Origin of the sequence: Lutibacter sp. A80 (assembly GCF_022429645.1) — a bacterium.
In the GTDB taxonomy this organism is placed as follows: Bacteria; Bacteroidota; Bacteroidia; order Flavobacteriales; family Flavobacteriaceae; genus Lutibacter.
Genome location: NZ_CP092480.1, coordinates 3,506,733 through 3,525,803 on the forward strand (window position 1 = coordinate 3,506,733; position 19,071 = coordinate 3,525,803).

Sequence of the window (19,071 nt, forward strand, 5' to 3'; positions counted from 1 at the left end):
TAAAATGAAAGTCTTAATTAAAATATTTATTGGTTTTACCTTAATATTCTGCTCTTGCGAGAATAAGAATAATGATGTGTTTAATTTTGGTGAAATAGAAAATCCTGAAATTACATCTCCAACAGTAGATTCTTTAACTGTTGGAAAGAAAGGATTTGCTATAACAACTGCATCTGGACTTTGGCCAGAAAGAGTTTCAGTTTTAAAAGCGCATTGGTTTTATACTTGGGGCGATGGTTATTATGAAGATTTAATTCCTAATAATATCGAATTTGTACCAATGAAATGGGGACAATGGAACGTAAACGAAGCGTTTTTATCAAGTATGAAAGCCCTAAAAGAAGCAGGTAAAATAAATTACTTGCTTGGTTTTAATGAGCCAGATGGTGCAGAACAAGCAAATATGTCTGTAGATAAAGCTATTGAACTTTGGCCAATACTTGAAGAAGTTGGACTGCCGTTAGGAAGTCCAGCGTGTGTAAATTCAACAGGAGATTGGATGCAAGAATTTATGCAAAAGGCTAATACAAATAATTTGAGAGTAGATTTTGTTACTGTGCATTGGTATGGTGGTGTTAGTGCAAGTTCATTTATCAATAGGTTAGAAGAAACTTATAGTTTATATGGAAAGCCAATTTGGATTACGGAGTTTGCTCCTGCTGATTGGACAGCATCATCACCAGAGGATAATAAATTTAATTCAGAAAAAGTATTAAATTTTATGAAAGAAGTTTTGCCACAATTAGAAGATCTTGATTATGTACATAGGTATACTTGGTTTTCTTTTGGTAAAAATTCGGCAGCAGGAACTTATTCTGCGCTCTTTAATTTAGATGGAACTCTTACCGAATTAGGGCAATTTTATGCAGATTATAAACCTAATTTAGATATAGAGCTTAAAAATTAATAGTTTGTTTTTTTTTATATTGTTTAAGGGTGTTTTTGTTTATTTTAAACAAAAGCGCCCTTAATTTATTAATAAAAATAGAAGTAATATTATCAACTAATAGATGTTTTTAAAATTTAAAAATATGAGTGTTAAATCACAAGTTTTTATCCCTAAATGGTATTTAATACTACTACTTATCTTAGTATTTGGCTGTAGAGTTAAAGAAAAAAATAGAGAATCAATTACCAGTTTTAAAAGTGAAAAAATAGATTTAAAAACAAGTTTAAAAGCTAAGGATTTTGAGATAGATGTAAACGGAGTTACAACTAAATTTTTTGTTTTAACTAATAAAAATGGTGTTGAAGTTACATTTACAGATTATGGGCAGCGATTGACATCATTAATGGTTCCTGATAAAAATGGGAAATTTGAAGATGTTGTTTTAGGTTTCAAAACTTTAAAAAAGTTTATTACAGCCAAAGAAAAATATTTTGGTTCAATAATTGGGCGTTATGGAAACAGAATTGCAGATGGGAAATTTTCAATAGATGGAACACGGTATAGTTTAACAGTAAATAATGGAAATAATCATTTACACGGAGGCTTTAAAGGTTTTAATAATGTAATGTGGAAGGCAAACCAAATTGCGGATAATGAAATTGAGTTTTTAAGAATTTCTCCAGATATGGAGGAAGGATATCCAGGGAATTTAAAAGTACGTGTGCATTATTTATTAACCGATAAAAATGAACTTATAATAAAATATTTTGCTGAAACTGATAAGGCTACTATTGTAAATTTGACACACCATTCATTTTTTAATTTGGCAGGTGAAGGTAATGGTACAATCAATAATCATTTACTTATGATAAATGCAGATTCATATACTCCAGTAAATAAGGTTTCAATTCCTACAGGAGAGTTACGAGCTGTTAAGGGAACTCCTTTTGATTTCACAAAATTAAAAGCAATTGGAAAAGAGATAAACATAGAAAATAATCAATTATTTATTGGTAAAGGATATGATCAAAATTTTGTTTTAAGGAACGATTTGTCTAAAAGTAGCAATAAACTTACTTTGGCGGCTAGAGTTGTAGAACCTATTAGTGGTAGAGTAATGGAAGTGTTTACAGATGAGCCAGGTATACAATTTTATAGTGGTAATTTTCTTGGTGGAGGAACTATTGGTAAAAGTGGAAAACCGTATGGATATAGAAGTGCTTTTTGTTTAGAAACACAACACTTTCCTAATGCCCCTAATCAACCTAATTTTCCTTCAACCTTATTAAGGCCAGGTTTAATGTATACATCAACTTGTATTTATAAATTTGATGTTATTCATTAATTTAAAGAGTAATTTTTATTTTACTCCCTTTTATGTTTCCTGAAATTTAGTATTTAATCTTCGTTAGCGGGTTTTCCAATAGTAGCTAAAATACCACCATCTACATAAATCACTTGGCCGTTAACAAAATTACTAGCCTTAGAACTTAGAAAGATTGCTGCGCCTTGTAAATCATTTGGGTCTCCCCATTTGCCTGCGGGTGTTCTTCCTATAATAAAATCATTAAAAGGGTTTCCATCCACTCTAATAGGAGCTGTTTGACTTGTAGCAAAATACCCAGGTCCAATTCCGTTGATTTGAATATTATGTTTTGCCCATTCGGTAGCCATATTTTGTGTCAACATTTTTAACCCTCCTTTTGCTGCAGCATATGCACCAACAGTGCTTCTTCCTAGTTCACTCATCATTGAGCAAATATTTATAATTTTACCTTCTTTTCTGGAAATCATGCCTTTTACAACATGTTTTGAAACAATAAAAGGACTTACCAAATCAACTTTTATGACTTGTTCAAAATCAGTTACTTCCATTTCTTCTAAAGGAGTTCTTTTTATTATTCCGGCATTATTTATAAGTATATCAATAGTTCCTACTTCTTTTTCAATGGTGTTAATGTTTTTGATAACTAAAGATTCATTTGTAACATCAAAAAGATATCCGTAAGCTTTTAAACCTAAAGATTTATATTTTTTTATTGCATTGTTTAATTTTTCTTGAGAAGAAGCTCCATTAATTACAAGTGTAGCTCCAGCTTTTCCTAAGCCAATTGCCATTGCCATTCCTAAACCATGTGTGCCTCCAGTTATTAAAGCTATTTTTCCTGTTAAATCAAATAAGTTTATAGACATAAATAGATGTTTTGTTTTATGTAAAAGTAATCATTTTTTAAAAGATAAGTACTCGTATTTTAGGTTTAAAACGCCCAATTTTATTATAAAATAGTAATTTAATATATAGTTTTAAAAGTTAGTAAAATGTTGTTATTTTTAGAATTTGATCTCTCTTGACAAGAAAGATTATAAAATAATTAAGTTTAGTATTTAACGGTATGCTGCTTTATCTAAAATTAATGAAGAATAACGGTGTTTAAAATGCTAAAAAAACACTAATTTTGCTTTAATTTGATGGTGAATTTATTAGATATTACATAGTTTATTTGCATCATAGTTTGTATAAGAGAAAAGTGATTTTGCTAGGTGTTTTAAAATTAGTAATTTAAAAATTTTGTTTTAGGTTATTTAAATATCATACCATTCTCATTTTTAAAATTATAAGACCAATATGAATAAGAATTATATTTTTTTTTTACTTCTATTAATAATGCTTCCGCTTCATTCACAAAATAAAGAAAAGGTTTATTTATGGCCAGATAAAACTCCTAATGATATTGAATTTTCTGAAAAAACAACTGAAACTATAATAAGTTCCGGGTTGATTACTAAAATTACGGAAGTAAAATACCCATCTTTTACTGTATATAAACCAGAATCAATTAGTAATGGTGTAGGTGTAATTGTTTGTCCTGGAGGAGGCTATAATATTTTAGCAATAGACCTAGAAGGGACTGAAGTTGCATCGAACTTAGCAAAATTAGGATATACAGTTTTTTTATTAAAATATAGTGTACCCAAAAAAGAATTAGATGCATTAAACGATTTAAAAAGAACTATTAGAATTGTTAGGAATGATGCTGAAAAATATAAAATAGATGAAGGTAAAATAGGTGTATTAGGTTTTTCTGCAGGTGGAAGTTTAAGTGCTAGAGCGAGTACGTTATATAATAAGGAAACATATTCTGAAATAGATGCAATAGATAGTGTTTCTAGTCGACCAGATTTTTCAGTATTAATATATCCTGCTTATTTAGACAAAGGTGAAAATTATTCCATAACTCCAGAAATTAATATTACTAAAGATACGCCTCCAATGTTTGTTTTTGGTACAGCAGATGATGCCCATGGAAATAGTTGTTTGGTAATAACAAAAGCGTTAAATGATGTTGGAGTTCCAGTTGAGTTACATTTTTTAGATGAAGGAGGGCATGGTTATGGTTTAAGAGAAGGGAATAATGCTGCTGAAACTTGGCCTATATTACTTGAAAAATGGTTAAAAAAACAAAGATAAAATGTTAATGTATAAAGTTAAATTTATTAATGACGCTTTAATAAAAATAACTGGAAAAGCAGATTCTCCTGATTGGGAGAAAGCAACTGTTTTAACAGATTTTATCTCTGCTTGGGATGCTGAACCAGTTAAAAAAATTGAGTTTAGATCTCTTTGGAGTAAAGAAAATCTATTTTTTTGTTTTAAAGTTTATGATAATGAAGTTTATATTGATAAAACAGATGATACAATAACCAGTATCGGTAATTCTGATAGAGTAGAATTATTTTTTAGAACAGATGCAGGTCTAAACCCATATTATTGTTTAGAAATAGATCCAACACCTAGAATTATGGATTTTAAGGCCTATCCGAATAAAGAATTTGATTTTGAATGGAATTGGCCTAAAAAAGATATTTTGGTAAAATCTCAAATAGAAAAAGAATATTTTATTGTTGAAGGTAAAGTAAGTATTGCATCGTTAAAAAGCTTTGGTTTAATTAAAAATAACAAGATAGAATCGGGTATTTTTAGAGCTAAATTTAATAAAAGCAAAGGAGCTACTTACAAACCAACATGGATTTCTTGGATTGATCCAAATACAGAAACACCAAATTTTCATACACCAACTTCTTTTGGAGTATTACACTTAGAACATTAGTATGTTTTAAGTGCTTGAAAGCCATTATTCTTTTATAATACTAACATCTAATTTATATTTTTTTAGGTATTTTTCTGAACCTATTTGCAAAGCTTCTTTTTTAAAGGTATTAGGTGTTTTTCCAAAATGTTTTTTAAAACATTTAGAAAAATATTTTGGATCATTAAAGCCCGAAATATATGCAGCTTCAGAAATACTATATCCGTATTTTGCAATTACAATGGCTGCTTTTTTTAAACGCAATAGCCTAACTAATTCAACCAAACCTTCACCTGTTAAGGCTTGGCATTTTCTGTAAAGCGTTGAATAACTCATGCTCAATGCTTCAGATAAATCTTCAACTCTAAAATTTGGATCTTCAATTTTTGAATTGATAGCTGTTATTAAATTTTCAAGAAAAATATCATCATTAGATTTATCTACGTTAATGGTGGGGTTATTAATTATTTCTTTTTTTAAGTTTGAAATAATATGTTCGGTAGAAACAATTATATTATTTATTTTAAGTAATAATTCGTTGGTGTTAAATGGTTTGTTTATAAATTCTATAGCCCCAGATTCTAAACCTAAAATTTTAGATTTAGTAGAGTTTTTTGCTGTTAATAAAATAATTGGAATGTGCTTTGTTAGTTTATTTTCTTGTAACATTTTACACATTTCAATACCATCAACTTCGGGCATCATAATATCGCTTAAAATAAGGTCTGGATGATGATTATTAGCAGCTATATATCCTTCGTTACCATTTTCGGTTAAAATAATATTATACGTATTTGAAAGTAGGTCTTTTAAAAGGTGTTGTAATTCTAAATTATCTTCAACAATTAAGATTGTTTTATTGTGTTTTTTAGTACTTATTGGTGTAGATTTTATACTTTCTTCTTTATCAGGTGTTATTTTTAGTTCTGGAATAATGCGTTCCTCTTTTAAATAAGCCTCTTTAGTAACTGGAAAAGTAATAATAAAAGTTGTGCCTTCCATACTATTTGAAGTAACTTCAATTTTACCTCTATGTATTTCAATTAATTCTTTAGTTAATGCTAAGCCAATACCAGAACCTTTAGATTGTATACCTGTTTTAGATTGGTAAAAAAGTGTAAATATATCATTCAATTCTTCTTCTTCTATACCAGGCCCTGAATCTTTAACATATATTTTAATGGAGTTTTTGTTATTTATAGGAGTTGCAATTAGTTGTATATTTCCTTCCTTAGGAGTAAATTTAAACGCGTTAGAAAGTAAGTTATAAATAATATGTTCAATTTTTTCTTTATCGTACCAAGCTTCGGCAAGATTTTGTGGACAATTTAAACTAAAGTCAATATGTTTTAAACGTGCTTGTTCTTTAAAAGAAAGCGTAATATCATTTAAATCTTCATATAAATTATTTTTAGTAACGAGTAAACGTGTTCTTTCTAATTCTTTATTTCTAACAGTGGTGAGTTCAAAAACAATTCTAGATAAACGTTTTACATTATTAGAGATTATTTGTAAACGTTGTTTTAATAATAAGTTTCCGTTATCTTCAGCCCTCTGTAACATACTGTCAATTGGACTTAAAATGAGTGTTAGAGGTGTTTGAATTTCATGAGACATTTTGGCGAAAAAGTTCATTTTTAAGGTGTGTAACTCCTTCTCTTTGTCATAACTAATTTTATCTGAAATTATTTTCTTTTTTAGCTCGTACCATTTTATAATTATTAATACAGTAACTATAAATAAGAATAAATAGAAGAAATGAGCAAGAGGTGTATTCCAAAGTGGTTGTGTAATTTCTATTGCAATTTTTTTTGGAGCAATATCCCAATCACCATTTTTAGAACTTGCTTTTACTTCAAAGGTATAATTTCCAGAAGGGATATTTGTGTAAGTAGCAAGTTGTTCTTTAGTAACAGGAATCCAAGTGTTGTTAAACCCTAATAAGCGATATGCATAACGGTAATTTGTGTTTAGTACATTATCAAATGCTGAAAATCGAAATGAAAACGAAGATTGATTAGGTGTTAATGTTATTTTTTTTAGATGTTCAATACTCGAATTTATTTGATTAGGGATTAGAGAAGTTGCAGGTTGATTTAATATTTCAATTGAATTGATATACAATTTAGGCTTTAATTCTTTTTTTGTGATATCTGAAGGTTTAAAACTATTGAAACCATTAATACCACCAAAATATAATGTTTCTTTATCTTTTATAGCACTTCTACTCATAAACACATTGTCTTGTAAACCATCAATAATTTGAAATTTTGTTGTTGCAGAGTCTTTAAAATTAAAGTGTAAAATTCCGTTTGAAGTACTTAACCATAAATTTGTATTATTTTCTGCCAATACAGCTCTTATGTCAAAAGAATTAAGTAATCTGTTATTTTGTAACGAATTGTATTTGTGTGTGTTTGGGTCAAATTTTACTAGTTTCCCGTGCGAGTTTATTAACCATAAAATACCTAATTCATCCAATTCCATAGATTTAACTCCAAGAATATCATTTGGGTATTTAGTTTCATTATAATAGCTAATATATTCGAATTTAGAGTTGGTAAGATTTTTTATATTTTCTTCAAATTTAAAAAGTCCACCTTTGTAATATCCAACCCAAATAGTTCCGTTTGCATCTTCTATAATGCTTTCTGCAACAAATCCTTTAAGACCGTGCGTATTATTTTCAAAACTGGCAAGTAATTTTTGCTTGCTAGAATATACATTAAGCGATAAATTTGAACCTACCCATATCCTTTGTTTAGAGTCTGTATATACAACTCTAACATCTGTAGCTTTTTGGTTTAATGAATTTTTAATTTCAATATTTTTAAAAGAATTTTTTTGAGAATTGTAATGCCACAAACTATTTTTATAAGTTCCAAACCAAATATTTTCTTGATTATCTTCTGTAATTGATTGTATGTAGAATCCTTTTTTTAATTTATTAGTAGAAAAGTATTGTTTTTTAGAAGTTGTGCCATCTTTATTTGGTGTAATTTTAGTTATACCTGTTCCGTCTGTACCTGCCCATATAGTTCCATTTTTTGTTTTGTAAATAGATAGAATTCTAGAAGGTGTATTTGTGTCGGAACCATCATAGTACTTAATTTTATTATTAACTTCGGGTAAAATATTGAGTCCTCCGTAGTTTGAAGCTACCCAAATATTTTCATGTGAATCTTCATAAATTGCAATAATAGAATTACTTCTTAAAGAAAATTTATTAGTGTTTTGATGTGTGTAAAGTTGTATAATACCGTGGTTAGAGTCTACTTTATACAATCCGCCACCATCGGTTCCAGCCCAAATGTAACCTTTGCTATCGCAATATAGTCTGATAAACATTTCTTTTTTAATATTGTAAAAAGGAGCTTTGAAAAGTGTTTCTTGAATAAATTTTTTAGAATTAATATCATAGACAAATAATCCATAAGATTCTGTACCAATCCATAATTTATTGCTTAGGTCTTTGGTAATTTTAATATTTCCAGGGAAATCTGAAAAGGGACTATCCAAAGTACTTAATTTGTAGTTTTTAGGAGAATATTGAAAAATTTTACCTTTATCTGTACTTATAAATAATTCACCATTATCTGTTGTTACAATATTTAAAATTTCTGAAACATTATGAGCTATATCTGGAATAGTGGTTATTTTTTCTAATTGCGGATTTGTGTAATTATAGCTGTAAATTTCACCTTGCTTTGTGGCCAGTAAAACAGATTCCTTAGAAGTTGTAGATACCAATTGAATTTTTTTACCTTTTAGGGCATCTAGTTCATTAAAGTTTCCTAAGGTATCGCAAATACGCACAAGTCCATTCCTAGTACTAATCCAAATATTATTTTTAAAATCTTTTTGTAAGTTAGAAATAAAATCGTCAGAACTTCTATCTTTAAAAATATCATTAATATCTGTAGGGTAATAATTAGATCCGTCATATTTTAGAAAACCAGAAGCATAACTCATCCAAATATATCCGTAATTGTCTTCAATAATATTACTAATATTTAAAACTTTTTTATTGTATACGGGTTCTATATGTATAAAATTGGAGTGCTCTTGTCCAATACTAATTAAACTGTTTAATAACAAAAACACTATTAAAAAAGTAGTTAATAATGTGTTTTTTTTGTTATGAGGATTTATCAAACTGTTTTTTTTCATCAAATATAATGCAACATTAATACTATTTATTTTGGTATAAATATAAATAGAAATGTATTTATAACAACTTAATTAAGTTGTTTTTAAATTGTTAAAAGTGGAATATTTAATCAAAAAGGGGGAAAATTTTAGAGGTTATACCTCTTTATTGAAAATTACCACCTCTTAGCTTAAATAATCTACTTATTTATTAAATGGAATTATCAAATTTGAGATGTTTAAAATAAGTGTCTTTTGTAATTATTGAGTGATGTTAATATTAAAAAAAGATTAAGAAAAGTTAAATAGCTATTTTCAAACTACATTATATAGGTTTGAAATAAATAAAATTAAAACCCATAACATAATGAAATCAAGAAGAAATTTTATTAAGAAAACTGCACTTGCAGGTGCAGGAATTACAATGATGCCTAATATGTCTTTTGGAATAAACACAGGTTTATTTGGAAAAGAACAAAAACTAAAGGTGGCAATGATTGGTGTTGGACTAAGAGGAACCAATCATTTAGATAATGTATTATTAAGAGATGATGTATTGGTAACTGCAATTTGTGATATTGATCCTAGACGTATAACTATTGCCTTGGATAAAATAAAAAAAGCAGGTGAACCTAAGCCTCAAGTTTTTGGAGATGGAGATTATGATTATAGAAATTTGTTAGAGTTAAAAGATGTTGATGCAGTTATAATATCAACACCTTGGTTATGGCATACACGTATGGCAAAAGACGCTATGAAAGCTGGTAAATATACTGGGTTAGAAGTTTCTGCAGCCAATACAATGGAAGAATGTTGGGATTTAGTAAATACCCACGAAGAAACAGGTACACATTTAATGATTTTAGAAAATGTGAATTATAGACGCGATGTGCTTGCTGTATTAAATATGGTAAAACAAAATGTATTTGGAGAACTAGTACACTTTAGATGTGGTTACCAACACGATTTACGCTTTGTAAAATTAAATGACGGAAAAAGTGCCTATGGTAAAGGAGTTGAGTTTGGAGAAAAAGGTATTTCAGAATCTGCTTGGAGAACGCAACATTCATTATTGAGAAATGCCGATGTGTATCCAACACACGGAGCAGGGCCAATAGCAGCAATGTGCGATATTAATAGAGGAAATAGATTTACATCTTTAACAGCCAATGCAACAAAAGCAATAGGATTAAACGATTATATTGTTAAAAATGGTGGTGCTGATCATCCAAATGCAAAATTAAAATTTAAACAAGGAGATGTAATAACTTCAACAATTGAAACAGCAAATGGTGAAACTATTATTGTTACACACGATTGTAATTTACCAAGACCTTACTCTTTAGGATTTAGAGTACAAGGAAGTAATGGACTTTGGGAAGTAGACGGTAATAGAATCTATATTGAAGGCGAGTCTGATCCACACCGTTGGGACGTTGCAGATGAATGGTTAAAAAAATACGACCACCCATTATGGAAAAAATATGGAGAACATGCTTTAGGAGCTGGACATGGTGGAATGGACTTTTTTGTAATCAATGCCTTTATAGAGTCGGCAAAATTAAATATTGCACCACCTATGGATGCTTATGATGCAGCAGCTTGGAGTGCTATTACACCTCTTTCTGAGCTTTCAATAGAAAATAATGGTGAACCTCAAGACTTTCCAGATTTTACAAGAGGAAACTGGATAAAAAGAAAACCTTATAACTGGATGAAGGATACTTATTAAAGTATTACAGTTTTAATCAATCAAAAAAATTAACTCAATCAATAACTTAAATTAACTTTATGAAAAAATTAATCACATGTTTTTTTATTTTTATGTTTGGTATTATACATGCTCAAGCACAAGAAAAAACAATTACAGGAACTGTTTTTGATGAAACAGGAGGTCCTTTACCAGGGGCTTCTATTACGATTAAAGGATCTACAAAAGGTGTGTCAACAGATTTTGATGGAAACTTTAGTATTTCAGCAAAAGATACTGATATTCTTGTTGTTTCATTTATGGGATATACAAATAAAGAGGTTACAGTTGGTGTAAATGAAACTTTTAAAATAACGCTAGAACCTGATCAAAATGTTTTAGATGAAGTTGTTCTGGTAAGTTTTGGAGCTCAAAAAAAGAAGAGCGTTGTTTCTTCCATTACTACTGTAAAACCTGCAGAATTAAAAGTATCTTCAAGTAACCTTACAACAGCTTTAGCGGGAAAAGTATCAGGTTTAATTGCTTATCAAAGAGGTGGAGAGCCAGGAAAAGATAATGCAGAATTCTTTATTAGAGGTGTAACTACATTTGGATATGCTTCAAGTCCTTTAATTCTTATAGATGGTGTTGAATTAGATGTTTCAGACTTAAGAAGATTACATCCAGATGATATTTCAGCTTTCTCTATTATGAAAGATGCCTCAGCAACAGCGTTATACGGAGCAAGAGGAGCAAATGGTGTTATTTTTGTTACAACTAAAGAAGGGGTTGAAGGTCCTGTAAGAGTTTCTGCAAGAGTTGAAGCATCAATCTCTCAACCAACCAAAGATATTGAATTAGCTGACCCTATTACATATATGAAATTAGGAAATGAAGCTGTAAGAACTAGAGATCCTTTAGGTTTATTACCTTATTCTTTAGAAAAAATAGAAAATACAATTGCAGGCACAAACCCAATTTTATATCCGACTACAGATTGGTATGATGAGTTGTTTAAAGATTTTGCGTACAGTCAACGTATGAATTTTAGTTTAAACGGTGGGGGTAAAACTGCTCGTTATTATGTATCTGTAGCAGCGAGTCAAGACAATGGAATTTTAGATGTTCCAGAGGTTAGTAATTTTAACTCTAATATAAAGTTTAAGCAATATAATTTACGTTCTAGTACAAATATTAATTTAACTGAAAGTTCAAAATTAAAATTAAGTTTTAATGTGAATTTTGAAGATTATACAGGCCCAATGGAAGGTGGTTCTGAGGTTTATAACCAAGTAATGAGAACCAATCCAGTACTTTTTAAACCTTATTATGAAAAGGATGCAGCAAATGAATTTACAAACCATATTTTATTTGGTAATTATGGAGATGGAGATTATTTAAATCCATATGCTGAAATGGTAAGAGGTTATCAAGAAAGTGATGCTAGTAAAATTATTGCTCAATTAGAATTTAATCAAGATTTAGATTTTATTACTGAAGGATTAGATTTTAAATTAGTTTTTAACGGCACTAAAGAGTCTAGTTATCAAGCGTTAAGAGATTATAATGCATATTATTATTCACCACGTTTAAATAATACAACTGGTGAGGTAGTTTTATCAGAATTAAACCCAGAAACTGGAACTGAAACCTTAGCTTTTAACCAAAGAAATAGATATATTTCAACATCTACTTATGTTGAATCTAACTTGTCATATCAAAAAGAAATTGATGATGATAACGAAGTTAATGGGTTGTTAGTGTTTACTAGTAATGATAGACTTTCTACACTTACAGACTGGGATGTTGCCAATACTTCAGAAGCACAACAATTACAAAAATCTCTTGCTTATAGAAATATGGGACTATCAGGAAGATTTACGTATGCAAATCAACAAAAATATTTTGCTGAATTTAGTTTTGGATATAATGGATCTGAAAGGTTTGCAAAAAAAGAACGTTGGGGATTTTTTCCATCTGTTGCTTTAGGATGGATGGCTTCAGATGAAAAATTTATGGAATCTGTAAAAGAAACAGTAACTAAATTAAAATTTAAAGGTTCTTATGGTTTAGTTGGGAATGATCAAATTGGTGGATCAGATGATAGATTCTTTTATTTATCACAAGTAGATTTAAATTCTGGAGGTTATACTACGGGTGAAAATTTTGGATTTTCTCAAAGTGGTGTAAGTATTCAAAGATATGCTAATGAAGATATTACTTGGGAAACAGGTAAGAAAATGAATGTAGGTTTTGAGTTAGGTTTATTTAATAAAATTGACCTAGATGTAGACTTTTTTAGAGAGGATAGAGAAAATATTTTAGCTGATAGAATTTTACCTTCTAGTTTAGGTTTACAAGCTGGTGTAAGAGCAAATATTGGAGAAGCTAGAAGTCAAGGTATAGATGGAACATTAGTGTATACCGAGAATTTTAACAACGATATTTGGATGCAATTTAGAGGGAACTTTACGTATGCAGCAAACGAAATAACTAAAATGGAAGAACCAGATTATTCGGCAACACCTTGGTTGTCTAGAATAGGGCAACCTATAAATCAAATTTGGGGTTATGTTGCAGAACGTTTATTTGTAGACCAAGCCGAAGTTGATAATTCGCCAGTACAAACTTTTGGAGAGTATACTGGAGGTGATTTAAAATATCGAGATATTAATGGTGATGGTAAAATTTCTGGTCTAGATAAAGTGCCAATTGGAAATCCAACAGTTCCAGAAATAACTTATGGTTTAGGTCTTTCTGCTGGATATAAGAATTTTGATATCTCTTGTTTCTTTCAAGGTTCAGCAAATTCTTCATTTTGGATTGATACCTATGCTACTTCTCCTTTTGCAAGTGAGCATCAACTTTTAAAAGCCTATGCAGACGATCATTGGTCTGAAACAAATAGAAACGTATATGCATTATGGCCAAGACTTTCAGATACGGTTATTAGTAATAATAGTCAATGGTCTACTTGGATGATGCAAGACGGTGATTTTTTAAGATTAAAACAAGCGGAAATTGGGTATAGTTTACCTCAAAAAACAATTGAAAAACTTAAAATGGAAAAAGTGAGATTTTATGCAACAGGTACTAACTTATTTGTAATAAGTAAATTTAAGTTGTGGGATCCGGAATTGGCAGGGAATGGTTTAGGGTACCCTAATCAAAGAGTTATTAATCTTGGTGTTAACGTATCATTCTAAAACAAAAACAAAATGAAAAAAAATATATATCTAATACTATTTTTTATTGCAACTGTTTTAACGGGATGTAGTAAAGATTATTTAAATGTTGTTCCAGATAACGTAGCAACTATAGACAATGCCTTTTCAAATAGGTTTAATACGCAGAAATTTTTATACACTATTTATGGGGCTATCCCATCGCCAAGTAATTTAAATAATCCAGCTTTAGTTGGAGGTGATGAAGTTTGGTTACCACAGGCTTACTGGTATTATAATAGCGGATCTAAAATAGCACAAGGTTTTCAAAGTGCTTCAGATCCAACGTATAATTATTGGGGTGATGATGGTTTGTATGAAGCCATTAGAAATTGTAATATCTTTTTAGATAGAATTGATGATGTTCAAGGAATTCAGCAATATGAAAAAACAGCATGGACTGCTGAAGTTAAATTTTTAAAAGCATATTTTCACTATTATTTAGTAAGAATGTATGGTCCTATTGTAATTAATGATGAATTAATACCTGTTTCTGCTTCATCTGATGAAATTAAATCTCACAGAGCTACAATTGAAGAGTGTTTTACTTATATAATTGACGTTATGGATGAGTCAATTGTTGATCTTCCTATACTATTACAAAATCGAAGTGAGGATTTAGGTAGGGTAACTAAACCTATTGCAGCTTCTATTAAAGCAAGAGTATTAATGACATATGCGAGTCCATTGTTCAATGGAAATAGTGTTTACAGTAGTTTTACAAATAATGACGGTGTACCTTATTTCCCTACAACATATGCACCAGAAAAATGGGAGCAAGCAGCTACAGCGTGTAAAGAAGCTATAGATATTTGTAATGAAGCGGGTATTCGCTTATACCAAAAAGAAGATTATGTTAATAAATCAGGGGTTCCAATTAATTCAGATATAACAAAAATAAAAGTTGGTTTAAGAAGTAGAATTACTGATAAATGGAATTTTGAATTAATTTGGGGGCATACCGCAGATACCTATACAATTGAAGAAAACTCAATTGCTCGTTTAAATGAAGTGTTAGGTAATGCAGCAAAAGCAAGATTAGCTCCTACTATTCGTATAGCAGAAACATACTATTCTGAAAATGGAGTGCCAATTGATGAAGATATTTCATTTGATTTTAATAATAGATTTAAATTAAAAACAGCAACAACTGCTGATACTTATAAGATCGGATTAGGTCAAGAAACAGCCATATTAAACTTTGATAGAGAGCCACGTTTTTATGCAGATTTAGGTTTTGATAGAGGAATATGGTATGGAAATGGATTTTATGATGAAAATGATCCTAATTATGTTAAAGGTAGAGGTGGAGAACTTGCATCTGTAAGAGAAACTACTGACTATTCAGTTACTGGTTACTGGCCTAAAAAACTGGTTGCCATACCTACAACGTTAGCCGAAAGTGGAGGTTTTACAGCAACACGTTATGCATTCCCTATTATTCGTTTGGCAGATTTATATTTATATTATGCTGAAGCTTTAAATGAAGTAAAAGCAGCTCCAGATGCAGAGGTTTATGAATATATTGATAAAGTTCGTGAAAGAGCAGGTCTTGAAACTGTTGTAGATAGTTGGTCGGCATATTCAAGTAACCCAACTAAGCCATTTTCAAAAGAAGGTATGAGAGAAATTATTCAACAAGAAAGAATGATTGAACTATCGTTTGAAGGAGCAAGATTTTGGGATTTAAGAAGATGGAAATTATCTAAACAATATATGAGTTTACCTATAAAGGGTTGGAATGTTTTAGAAACACCAGTAGATGATTATTATACGGTAACTACATTATATTTTCCACGTTTTTCTGAAAAAGATTACTTATGGCCAATACCTGAGTCTGAAACTATTAAAAATCCAGATTTAATTCAAAATCCAGGATGGTAATTAAATTATTAATAAAAAGAAATAATATGATGAAAAATATAATCAAATTATTAAGTGTGTCAATAGTATTTATATTATTTTCATGTGACGAACACGAGAGAGAACCAATCTTTAAAGATAATACAATTCCATCTATAATAGAGAATGTTGTGGTTACCCCAATAAACGGAGGTTTAGATATTAAATACGATTTACCTAATAGTAGCGACTTACTTTATGTTAAAGCTTTATACACTACAAGTAATGGTGAAGAAGCAGAAGTAAAAGCATCAGCTTTTAATAATAAATTACAAATTTTAGGATTTGGAGATACAAATGAAAAAACTGTGCGTTTGTATTCAGTTGATCGATCTGAAAATGTTTCAGAACCAATTACTGTTACTGGAAGTCCTTTAACATCTCCAGTATTTCTTATTCAAGAATCTATGGAAATTACTTCTGATTTTGGAGGTGCAAGATTTACTTGGGAAAACGCTTTAAATACTCCTGTATCTATAGAATTAATGTCTACAAATGAGCAAGGTGAATTAGAAACTGTGGAAACTGTTTATACTGAACAAACAGCAACTAAATCATCTTTAAGAGGGTACGAATCTGAACCTAGGATTTTTGCTGCTGTTATTAGAGATAGATATGATAATTTTTCTGATACAATTTATGCAAATACTCCTGATAAAAAATTAGTACCTCTATTTGAGCAACTTATAGATAAATCTGGATTTAATAAAGTTGTATTAGAAAACGATGATAATTGGGATGCTTGGGAAGGAGATTACTGGTTCCTTTTTGATGATGATATGGAATCAATTGCGCATACTCTTGGAACTCATCCAAGACCAAGTATTTTAACTTTAGATTTAGGTGTTAATGTAACACTAAGTAGATTTACAGTACATCAAAGACTTTCACATGGTACTGCGCATGCCTATGGGCACGGAAATCCAAAAACTTATAATGTTTACGGAGCTAAAGAATTACCTGATTCAGATGATTTAGACGATTGGATTTTATTAAAAGAATGTGAATCTATTAAACCTTCAGGATCTCCAATAGGCACAAACACAGATGAGGATATTGACCATTTATATGCTGGTGACGAATATACATTTGACGAGGCTACAGAAATTAGATACTTCCGATTCGCGGTTTATAGTACTTGGGATGGATCAGGATATATCAATCTTTCTGAGATAACTTTTTGGGGAAATATAATAGAGTAATAATTGATAAGAAACATAATTATGAGAAAAATAAAATATATAGTACCATTAATTATTGCTGTCTTTTTAATATTTATTTCATGTACTGATACATTTGAAGTACACGAAAAGTATTTACAAGATGGTGAAATTATCTATACATCTAAAGTAGACTCTTTAGAAACACTTTCAGGTAATGAAAGATTAAAAATAATTGGATATATAACTAACGGATTTTCTGTTAATGAAATAGTAGTGTATTGGAATGATGGAGAAGATAGCCAAACTTTTCCTTACTCAAAATCAGAATCTAGTGAAACCGATTTTGTAGAATTAATAGTAGAAAATCTTGAAGAACAATCATATCAGTTTGATGTGTATTCAAAAGATTCAGAAGGTAATAAGTCTATTAAAATTACAACTTTTGGAACAGTTTATGGTGAATTTTTCCGTGAAAACTTAGAAGCTAGAGCTGTTAATTCGGTACAACTTGATGTTGAAGGAAATGCAATTTTCGACTTTAAACCGAGTACTGTTTTAACAAGAGGAACAGAAATTGAATATACGAATGCTAATGGTGAAACTAACGTTAAAACATTAAGCGCAGATGAATCTGAGTTAACATTAGAATTTTTAGATATTACAAAACCAATTAATTATAGAACATTTTATGTGCCAACTCAAGCAGATGAAAATGGAAACGAAACATCAATAGATGAGTTTCCTTCAGATTGGTCAACATATGTAGTACCAGCAATATTTGATCCAATATTTGATACGTTTACTTTTGAATCAATAGTTGGTGGAGTTGTTGCAAGTTGGGAAAATTCAGAAAATATTACAATGAATTTTACTTTCCAAAAAATGGTTGATGATGTGTCTGTAGCTAGTTCAGTAACTTCAAGTAGCTTAACAGATAGTTTTACAATTGATGGAATGAAAGGTTCTACTCAAGATATTGAAATTACACTTACAGATCCTTATGGTAATTCAAAATCAAAATATTTTACAGTCACTCCAACACCTTCTTTAGGTAAAGGGAATTGGGAAATTGTTGACTTCTCTACCGAAGAAGCAGGTGGTGAAGGACCTGTAAATGGATATGCAACAGCTGCTATTGATGGCGATTTAAATACTTTTTGGCATTCAAATTGGTCTTCAACAGGTTCATCTTATCCACATTATTTTACTATTGATATGGGAGCAGAGAAAAATATCTCTGGATTCGAAATATTTTCAAGACAAGGTTATACTGGAGGAGCAGCTGTACATGAGTTTTGGGTGAGTAGTGATAATGTGACTTTTACTAAAGTAGCAACACTTAATTCCGCTTTAGATGCATATAATGGTTCTCTAGTTAATACTGATGTTATTGCTACAGGTAGATACGTAAAATATGTTGCAGCATCAGGTCCAAATAATTTCACGTATTTAAGTGAAATAAATATAATTGAAAGTTTAGATAATGAAGACTGGTCTATTGTAGATTTTTCATCTGAAGAAGCAGGTGGAGAAGGGCCTGTAAATGGGTATGCAACTGCTGTAATTGATGGAGATCCAACAACTTTTTGGCATACTACTTGGTCAACTGCATCGCCAGTTTATCCTCATTATTTTACAATTGATTTAGGAGAAGAAAAAAATATTGGTGCATTTGAGGTTTTTAGAAGAAGTAATAACTCAGGAGGTGCAACCGTACATGAATTTTGGGTAAGTAATGATAATGTAACTTTTACTAAAGTAGCTACATTAAACTCACAATTAACAACTAATGATGGTTTTATGGCATATGCTTCATCCATTACAAAAGCAAGATATGTAAAGTATCTAGCAGTTGAAGGTTCAAATACTTTTACACATCTTTCAGAAATTAATATATATGGAGCTTTAGATTAAATTTTTCACATTAATTTCTTAAAAAGAGGGTTGTTTTAACAGCCCTCTTTTA

The 19,071-nt window shown here is 30.0% G+C and carries 11 protein-coding genes; 9 read left to right on the forward strand and 2 right to left on the reverse strand.

Annotation, left to right across the window (positions count from 1 at the left end; translation table 11 throughout):
• Positions 1 to 4 precede the first annotated feature (4 nt).
• Positions 5 to 907, forward strand: coding sequence for a glycoside hydrolase family protein (locus tag MHL31_RS14485; RefSeq protein ID WP_240226664.1), 903 nt, complete (start codon positions 5 to 7; stop codon positions 905 to 907).
• A 124-nt stretch (positions 908 to 1,031) separates the two neighbouring features.
• A complete protein-coding gene (locus MHL31_RS14490; protein ID WP_240226665.1) occupies positions 1,032 to 2,234 on the forward strand; it encodes an aldose epimerase family protein in 1,203 nt (400 codons plus the stop codon).
• 53 nt (positions 2,235 to 2,287) lie between these two features.
• Here MHL31_RS14490 and MHL31_RS14495 read toward each other — a convergent pair whose 3' ends face one another.
• A complete protein-coding gene (locus tag MHL31_RS14495; protein WP_240226666.1) occupies positions 2,288 to 3,082 on the reverse strand; it encodes a gluconate 5-dehydrogenase in 795 nt (264 codons plus the stop codon).
• Between the two features lie 433 nt (positions 3,083 to 3,515).
• Here MHL31_RS14495 and MHL31_RS14500 point away from each other — a divergent pair, with 433 nt between their 5' ends.
• Both MHL31_RS14500 and MHL31_RS14505 read left to right on the forward strand, forming a co-directional pair.
• Positions 3,516 to 4,358 (forward strand): alpha/beta hydrolase, encoded by an 843-nt coding sequence (locus MHL31_RS14500; protein ID WP_240226667.1) that lies wholly within the window; start codon positions 3,516 to 3,518, stop codon positions 4,356 to 4,358.
• 7 nt (positions 4,359 to 4,365) lie between these two features.
• Positions 4,366 to 4,998 (forward strand): carbohydrate-binding family 9-like protein, encoded by a 633-nt coding sequence (locus MHL31_RS14505; RefSeq protein WP_240226668.1) that lies wholly within the window; start codon positions 4,366 to 4,368, stop codon positions 4,996 to 4,998.
• Positions 4,999 to 5,022: 24 nt separating this feature from the next.
• Here the strand turns inward: MHL31_RS14505 and MHL31_RS14510 are convergent, their stop codons facing one another.
• Complete coding sequence (locus tag MHL31_RS14510; RefSeq protein ID WP_240226669.1) at positions 5,023 to 9,147, reverse strand: hybrid sensor histidine kinase/response regulator transcription factor; 4,125 nt, start codon at positions 9,145 to 9,147, stop codon at positions 5,023 to 5,025.
• Between the two features lie 346 nt (positions 9,148 to 9,493).
• Between MHL31_RS14510 and MHL31_RS14515 the strand changes: the two genes are divergently transcribed.
• Genes MHL31_RS14515 through MHL31_RS14535 form a run of 5 tightly spaced genes read left to right on the forward strand, consistent with a single transcriptional unit; the run spans position 9,494 to position 19,019 of the window.
• Positions 9,494 to 10,858, forward strand: coding sequence for a Gfo/Idh/MocA family protein (locus MHL31_RS14515; RefSeq protein ID WP_240226670.1), 1,365 nt, complete (start codon positions 9,494 to 9,496; stop codon positions 10,856 to 10,858).
• A 59-nt stretch (positions 10,859 to 10,917) separates the two neighbouring features.
• Positions 10,918 to 14,022: a TonB-dependent receptor gene (locus tag MHL31_RS14520; RefSeq protein ID WP_240226671.1), complete on the forward strand. Its 3,105-nt coding sequence runs from the start codon at positions 10,918 to 10,920 to the stop codon at positions 14,020 to 14,022.
• Between the two features lie 12 nt (positions 14,023 to 14,034).
• Positions 14,035 to 15,924 carry a RagB/SusD family nutrient uptake outer membrane protein gene (locus tag MHL31_RS14525; protein ID WP_240226672.1) on the forward strand — a complete coding sequence of 630 codons (1,890 nt, stop codon included), beginning with the start codon at positions 14,035 to 14,037 and terminating at the stop codon, positions 15,922 to 15,924.
• Positions 15,925 to 15,953: 29 nt separating this feature from the next.
• Positions 15,954 to 17,144: a DUF5000 domain-containing lipoprotein gene (locus tag MHL31_RS14530; protein WP_240226673.1), complete on the forward strand. Its 1,191-nt coding sequence runs from the start codon at positions 15,954 to 15,956 to the stop codon at positions 17,142 to 17,144.
• Between the two features lie 21 nt (positions 17,145 to 17,165).
• On the forward strand, positions 17,166 to 19,019 hold the full coding sequence (locus MHL31_RS14535) for a DUF4998 domain-containing protein (protein WP_240226674.1): 1,854 nt from the start codon (positions 17,166 to 17,168) through the stop codon (positions 19,017 to 19,019).
• Positions 19,020 to 19,071: the final 52 nt, after the last annotated feature.

What these genes read in the sequence shown, in the direction of transcription:
- MHL31_RS14485 (WP_240226664.1), top strand. Translation starts at nt 5, where the DNA reads ATGAAAGTCTTAATTAAAATATTTATTGGTTTTACCTTAATATTCTGC.
- MHL31_RS14490 (WP_240226665.1), top strand. Translation starts at nt 1,032, where the DNA reads ATGAGTGTTAAATCACAAGTTTTTATCCCTAAATGGTATTTAATACTA.
- MHL31_RS14495 (WP_240226666.1), bottom strand. Translation starts at nt 3,082, where the DNA reads ATGTCTATAAACTTATTTGATTTAACAGGAAAAATAGCTTTAATAACT.
- MHL31_RS14500 (WP_240226667.1), top strand. Translation starts at nt 3,516, where the DNA reads ATGAATAAGAATTATATTTTTTTTTTACTTCTATTAATAATGCTTCCG.
- MHL31_RS14505 (WP_240226668.1), top strand. Translation starts at nt 4,366, where the DNA reads ATGTATAAAGTTAAATTTATTAATGACGCTTTAATAAAAATAACTGGA.
- MHL31_RS14510 (WP_240226669.1), bottom strand. Translation starts at nt 9,147, where the DNA reads ATGAAAAAAAACAGTTTGATAAATCCTCATAACAAAAAAAACACATTA.
- MHL31_RS14515 (WP_240226670.1), top strand. Translation starts at nt 9,494, where the DNA reads ATGAAATCAAGAAGAAATTTTATTAAGAAAACTGCACTTGCAGGTGCA.
- MHL31_RS14520 (WP_240226671.1), top strand. Translation starts at nt 10,918, where the DNA reads ATGAAAAAATTAATCACATGTTTTTTTATTTTTATGTTTGGTATTATA.
- MHL31_RS14525 (WP_240226672.1), top strand. Translation starts at nt 14,035, where the DNA reads ATGAAAAAAAATATATATCTAATACTATTTTTTATTGCAACTGTTTTA.
- MHL31_RS14530 (WP_240226673.1), top strand. Translation starts at nt 15,954, where the DNA reads ATGAAAAATATAATCAAATTATTAAGTGTGTCAATAGTATTTATATTA.
- MHL31_RS14535 (WP_240226674.1), top strand. Translation starts at nt 17,166, where the DNA reads ATGAGAAAAATAAAATATATAGTACCATTAATTATTGCTGTCTTTTTA.